This window comes from Deltaproteobacteria bacterium, from assembly GCA_016219225.1.
Lineage (GTDB): Bacteria > Desulfobacterota > RBG-13-43-22 > RBG-13-43-22 > RBG-13-43-22 > RBG-13-43-22.
Map to the genome: position 1 here is coordinate 1 of JACRBX010000182.1, position 4,681 is coordinate 4,681.

Sequence of the window (4,681 nt, forward strand, 5' to 3'; positions counted from 1 at the left end):
CTTTTCGGCTTTAGCAAGTTCTTCTTCCAGTTTGATTTTCTCGGTGATATCCCGGAAGACCAAAACCACCCCCAGGATTTCCCCTTTTTGATCCCGAATAGGTGCCCCGCTGTCGGCGATAATCCGTTCTCGTTGGTCTTTACTGATCAGCACTGTTCCATTAGCCAAATCTACAATATCCCCGGTATTGATCACCCTCTCCACCGGGTTTTCCCGTCGTTCCCGGGTCCTTTCATTGATGATATAAAAGCAATCATCCAGAGGCCGGCCGGCGGCTTCTTCCTGGGGCCAACCGGTTAATTCTTCGGCGACCCGGTTTATTAAAACGATGTTTCCTTTTATGTCTGTTGTAATCACGCCATCCCCAATGGACCGGAGTGTCACGGCCAGCCGTTCCTTTTCATTGGCCAGGGCAGATTCGGCCTTTTTGCGTTCGGTAATATCCCGGATAATGGCCTGGTGGTACTTCACGCCCTCGATGTCCATGGGGCGGAAGCTGATCTCCACCGGGAATTCGGTTCCATCCTTACGCCGATGAACTGTTTCATAAATCATACCCTCCTGCTCTTCAAGATGGGTTATGTCTTGTTCGTATTGTTTTTGAGACTCTAAGGAGCGTAAATCCTTGGGCTTAAGTCCCATGATTTCTTCCATGGAGTAGCCATAGGTGGATAAGGCCCGATCGTTGACCTCGATGATCTGATGATCCTGATCGGTGAGCAGGATGATGTCATTGGCATACCTGGTCAGATAAAGGTAATGCTGGGTCAGGGCCTGACGCTCCAGTTCACCCTGATATTGATTTCGATAATACACCGACCGTTGATGACGCCAGATAAGCCCCAGGCTTACCCCGGCGGCCAGGATCATCAGGCTGATTAAAAGGACAACCATCCAGGCCCGTTCCTTTAAAGGGGCATAGACCTCCTCGGCATCCTCCTTGGCAATCAAAAACCAGGGGGAATCCGGGATGGACCGTCCGGCCAATAAAACCGGTTTTCCTCCGTAATCCAGATCTTCAACAACACCCCCTCCCTGGTAGACGGACCATAACCCGGAAGACCTTCTATCTCCTGTAGATAACCTGAAGGACAGGGCTGATTCTCTATAATGGCGTAATTCATTTAAAAAAATAAATTCCTCTCCCTGGCGGCAAAAAAGGATGGATTCACCGGTCCGACTGGCAATAGGCCAGGACCGGATAAAGGGATAAAGAAAGCGGTAAGGATCGATTCTGATGAGAAGTACCCCAACCGTCTGTACGGAGGAACCCTTCCGGGCAAGAATGGGGACGATGAGACTTAGCCGGATGGACTCTGAAATTTGACTTTGATAAAGATCAGAAAGGATGGCCTTTTTAGTTTTGACGGCCTCCAGGGCCAACTGTCGGGCATAGGGACCGACCTCCTTCTCCAGTTTGGGCACTGAGAAACGGACCGTTCCCTTTAAGTCAAGAAGAAGGATGTTATCATACTGGTTGTGTTTCAGAGCGGATATCCAGGACTGGATCTCTTCCCTCATCGCAGGGGTGGATTCTCTTGATAGAAACTGTTGAATCCTGCTGCCGATCAAAGAATTCCCCAGGACCAGGTTGGCGTCTCCCATACGCTCCCGGCGCCAATTGACGATTTGATTGACCTTTAAATCGGCAATAGCCGAGAGTTCTTGGCCTTTTTCTTTTTTAAAATGCTCCTTTTGCTCTATGTAATATAGATATCCAGCCAGGGTAATTCCCAGAGAAAGGAGTAAAAAAATGGCCACCAGGGTCCAGGGAGTTTTTTCCAAAAAGTCGGGATATTTCATCAATTGATGCCTTTGTGAATAATACTATTCATCCTGTTCAAAGATTTTAGGTTGAACATTACCAACATTTATAAGAAATTTTTCATTGCTGCCCTGCTAATTTCTTTCGCTACATGGCTGCCAGGGTTTTGTAATGCCGGGTTGACTTGGTCTTCCGATTTTCGTGGGACGGAGGCAGTTTAATAGGGCAGGAGACCTAATAAATCTACTCCCTCTTTGAACAACAAGAAGGCAAAGATCACCAGAAGCGCACCTAAAATTCTCATTACATACCGATAGATCCTATCGCTTAATACTTTTCGGGACTTTCCCGACAATACCGCCAATAATACTTTGGCACCGACCAGGCACCCCAGGAAACCGGCTACGAACACGATCGCGCTAAAAAGACTTTCCGACCAGGCCTTCAGAATGGTAGGCGCCCCGACCGTTAACCAAAAAAGGTAGGGATGGGGGCTGAGGGCATTGACCATGGCCCCTTTATAAAAGGATTGTGTCGCCGTATCTTGAACGGATTGGTCAAATCTTTTAATTTTCAGGCTTTCATAAGCCAGGTACAGCACAACCAGGGATCCGATGATTGAAATCATCCCCAGGATGGGCCGGTAATTCGATAGCCGGGTCAGCACTAAAAGAGACAGCAGGAGGATCGGCAGATCGGTGATAAACGGGGCAAGGGCGCATTTAATCCCTTCCTTACTTCCATGTTGCAACGACTGGGATATGACCAGGGTCAGGAGCGGTCCGGGGGAAAAGCCGGCAGACAAGCCCAGAACAAGACCGACACTTAAAAATTGAATCATCGTTTTTACATTCACCTACCCTCGATCAGCGGTTAAAGCAGGGTACCCTTACCCTTCCTTTAGAGGTAAGCGACGGTTTGATCGTTGGGGATTTCAAGCCGGTATCGACAGCGTGGATTGGGACAGGTGAGGAAATCATCCACCCGCACCAGATAATCACGGGCTTTGGCGAACTTGGCCCGATCAAGGTCGCCGGCTCCGGGTGGCAGGGTTTTCTTTTTGGTGCGCCGCAGCCAGCGGACCGGGAAGTCGTTTACCTTCCCGCATTTCGGGCAAGAGTAAGTAGCCTTCTTGGTTACGGGGCTTTCGGTGTAAAAGTCTCTCTCGTTCATGGGTTAACTCCAATATAAAACCTAAAACCATAGCAGTGGGCATTGCGCCGCCTGGGCCTTCCCCAGTCTTCCTGAGGTATCTTACCTTATAAAACAGAATATAGCACGGGAATTTTAAAAGGGCTTCCCTAAATTCTGTCAGATACCGTCAGAAAAATTTTCAGGGTGCTACCATGGCGTAAGCGTTGTTGATGACAACAGCCCGTTCGGTGCGGACCCGGATGATATATCGCCCTTGCTGGATTTGCCAGCCTTCGGTAGTCAGGGTATCGCCCGGAAAGACCACCTCGGAGAAGCGGGCCTTGAATGCCCGGAAGCGTTTGACCTCTCCGCCGCAAAGCCCTTGCAGGATAGCCCGCGTGGCGTGGCCGTAAGTACAGAGGCCGTGCAAAATCGGTTTGGGAAAACCCCCTTGTTTAGCGTATTCCGGGTCCAGATGAAGGAAGTTCAGGTCTCCGCTTAACCGGTACAGGGCGGCCTGATTCTCGGGAATGTTATAAGAGATACTGAAATCGGGTTTAATGCCTTCGGGCGGGATCAAAGAGTCCGCTTTGGGTCCGGGGTTTCCACCGAATCCCCCCCCGCCCACATGAAAGGCGATGTGTTCCACGTCGAAGAGATGCGTTCCCTCTTCGGTATGGCCTTCCGATTCAAAACGGATGACAGCGGCCTTGCCTTTGTCGAAGACATCGGCTACCCGACCTGTTGTGATGATCGTACCCTGGGGGGGGATAGGATGGTGCAAGCGGACCATTTGCTCCCCGTGCAGAAAGCGGTTGCCTTCCACTTTTTCTGCGAAATCGCGGATCAGTCCACCGGCGGCGATGGCCGCAAAGCTGGGGAAGACTTGCAATCCATCGGCGGCGTTTTCATAAATAAAAGGCAGCTCATCAATCCGGGCGCCGATGCCCAGGGCATACAAGACCACATCTTTCCAGGTATAGTGGAAGACATGACGCCTGGTCTCCCGGCTCGCTTGATTCCAGTCGAATTCTTTCATAGGGTTCCTTATCCTTATTTCATTTTTCGTGTTGTCCTCCTTCCCTCTTGAAGGTGAGGGGGATGGACCGCAATATTGCTCGGGATTATAAGATGTAAAAAGAACGTTGGTCAAGAAGAAAAGATGGAAATTTTTCCTTGACAATAAATGGGCCCCGATCTAAAAATAAAACCTGCTTTGGTTAAAACTAAACGGAAAATGAATACCTTTCTATGCCAAACCCAAAAGTCTATCGGTTACCTCTCGATCAGAACAACGCCCAAAAATTTCCAATATATCCATTTCCAAAGCTGAAAATAACAAAAGGTTTTACCGGAGATCCACGGCCTCTGCTAAAGAATTGCAGGCTTTTCTTAATGTAATGGGATAAGAAAGGCTTAATCCTGGTAAGGAAAGGAGGTGTTACCGCTTTTTTTGGAAGTTCTATGCGAAAGATATTTATCAAAAAAAATTAAAGGAGATACAAAATGAATGCGATTGGTAAGGTCGGTAGATTGCTTTTAATCCTTGTCTTTATTTTATCCTTTTTTTCCTTGACCACGGTAACCCCATCCAAAACCCTGGCGGCCAATGCCGCTTTTGATGTCAATAAAATGGGCGATATGTCCGACTTCGATCCGAATCATCCGGTGATCCCTTCCGGGGACACCATCAAGATCGCCGTCGTGGCCTCCTTTTCAGGACCGGCCGCTTCCGTGGGAGAGATATTCTATGCCTGCGTCCAATGGGCCGCCCATGACATC

General features: G+C 49.1%; 5 protein-coding genes. 1 reads left to right on the forward strand and 4 read right to left on the reverse strand.

The window, feature by feature from the left end:
• The 4 genes from HY879_15790 to HY879_15805 all read right to left on the reverse strand — a co-directional run.
• Positions 1 to 894: PAS domain S-box protein (locus tag HY879_15790; GenBank protein ID MBI5604801.1), on the reverse strand; the 894-nt coding region annotated here is incomplete at its 3' end.
• A gap of 1,088 nt (positions 895 to 1,982) precedes the next feature.
• On the reverse strand, positions 1,983 to 2,606 hold the full coding sequence (locus HY879_15795) for a LysE family transporter (protein MBI5604802.1): 624 nt from the start codon (positions 2,604 to 2,606) through the stop codon (positions 1,983 to 1,985).
• Between the two features lie 59 nt (positions 2,607 to 2,665).
• A complete protein-coding gene (locus tag HY879_15800; protein MBI5604803.1) occupies positions 2,666 to 2,938 on the reverse strand; it encodes a hypothetical protein in 273 nt (90 codons plus the stop codon).
• A 160-nt stretch (positions 2,939 to 3,098) separates the two neighbouring features.
• Positions 3,099 to 3,938, reverse strand: a complete 840-nt coding sequence (locus tag HY879_15805; protein ID MBI5604804.1) for a MaoC family dehydratase N-terminal domain-containing protein — start codon at positions 3,936 to 3,938, stop codon at positions 3,099 to 3,101.
• A 467-nt stretch (positions 3,939 to 4,405) separates the two neighbouring features.
• Between HY879_15805 and HY879_15810 the strand changes: the two genes are divergently transcribed.
• Positions 4,406 to 4,681 (forward strand): hypothetical protein (locus tag HY879_15810; GenBank protein MBI5604805.1); only part of this gene is annotated, 276 nt, incomplete at its 3' end.